The 1,746-nt window shown below is 40.0% G+C and carries 1 protein-coding gene; it reads right to left on the reverse strand.

Translation table 11 applies throughout. The features are described from left to right. A partial coding sequence (locus E1171_RS01830; RefSeq protein ID WP_155203502.1) for an ABC transporter permease occupies positions 1–1,746 on the reverse strand: 1,746 nt, incomplete at both ends.

Raw genomic sequence — 1,746 nt, forward strand, 5'->3', positions numbered from 1 at the left:
ACTGTTAAAGCGGTCATCCAAAAAAGAATAATTGAAGGGTTGCCCTGGGGCCATTTTATCCCATTTGTTTTTTAGAAGGGCAATGGCATCAGAAGCCTTTTTTCCTTCCATACGAAAGGTAATCGCACCCCTGTCATTTTCTAAAAGCATGGCTAGAGGACCAACATTATCTCTCAGGGATTCAAAATTGAAATTTTTTACTACTCCTATTATGGTGTACCATTGATTACCACCCATTTGCAAGATCCTTTCCCCAATAGGGTTTTCATACCCTAATTGCTTTACAACGGATTCATTAATCACAATGGCGGAAGAATCTGAAGGAAAGTCCGGAGAAAAAAACCTTCCCTGTATTACTTCCATACCTAGGGTCTTCAGGTAATCATAATCTACAGACCACCGTTGCATAATAAAGGTTTGGTTGCTCGCTTGTTGTTCTTTTGATTGGTAGCTATCTGTGGACCTGTTAGAGGGGACAGGTAAGAAACTGGAAACGGTTGCTGATTTAAAAATGGTATTTTGAAGTATTTCTTCTTTGAAGGTATGGGCCTGTTTTCCTAAAGTATAGGTGTCGTGGATAGTAAGGAGTTGTTCTCTTTGGAAACCCGTATTGACATTTCGGATATACTTGAGCTGCTTGTAAATTACTCCTGTACCTACCATCAGAAAAATAGACACAGCAAATTGTACCACTACTAAAGTACTTCTTAAACTACCACCTTTCAAACCGGAATTCATATTCCCTTTTAACACTTTTGCCGGATCAGGGGAAGATAAAATGAAAGCAGGATAGGCCCCAGAAAGGATGCCGACAATCAGGATAATTCCTGAAATAGTTATTAAAAGAGGGCCATTACCCCAGTAACTGGAAGTAAGAGGTTTATCGGCCAGGTAATTAAAAGCAGGAAGACAGATTTCCACCAATCCTATAGCCAGCATGAGGGATAGTACACTCAGAAGCATAGACTCAGATAGAAACTGAAAAAGAAGTTGGGAACGAAGAGCACCCACCGATTTGCGAATGCCGACTTCTTTGGCCCGTTCTGTTGAACGGGCTGTTGCCAGATTCATATAGTTAGTACAGGCAATTAAAAGAATAATAAAAGCAATGGCAGAGAAGATATACACGTATTTAATGTCTCCGTTGGCCTCAAGTTCCCCATATAAGGAAGAATGCAGGTGAATGTCCTTTACCGGTTGAAGGTGATAAACAATATCGTTTCCTTTCTTTTTCAATTCATCAATGCTAGCACCCAAGGCTTGTTGTACCAGTGGACCAATATACTTTCGGATCATTTCCGGGAATTTTGCTGCAAGCGCTGCTTGAGAGGCATTTTCATTCAGAACCACATAAGTATGAAAATTATGGCTTAGCCAGCCCTGCTGATTTAACAAGTTATTGATGCTTACCATGGAAAAGAAAGCGCTGTGGTGAAAGTGGGAGTTTTCCGGTATATCTTTAAAGACGCCTGTGACTTTGAAAGTGGCGTTATTGTCTAGGACAAGGTTTTTGCCCAATGCATCTTCCTTACCGAATATTTTATGAGCAGTGGTTTCATCAATGATAATCGAATTTGGTTCCGTAAGTGCTTTCCTAGGATCGCCCTTTTTCAAAGGAATGGTAAAGACATCAAATAGGGTAGAGTCAGCATAAGCCGTTTTTTTAACTTTAAAAGACTCTTCTTTATAGTTAAGTAAAGAGGTTCCTGTATTTCGAATTCTGGTTACCTGTTGTACTTCCGGAAA

This window comes from Xanthovirga aplysinae, from assembly GCF_009711365.1.
GTDB lineage: Bacteria > Bacteroidota > Bacteroidia > Cytophagales > Cyclobacteriaceae > Xanthovirga > Xanthovirga aplysinae.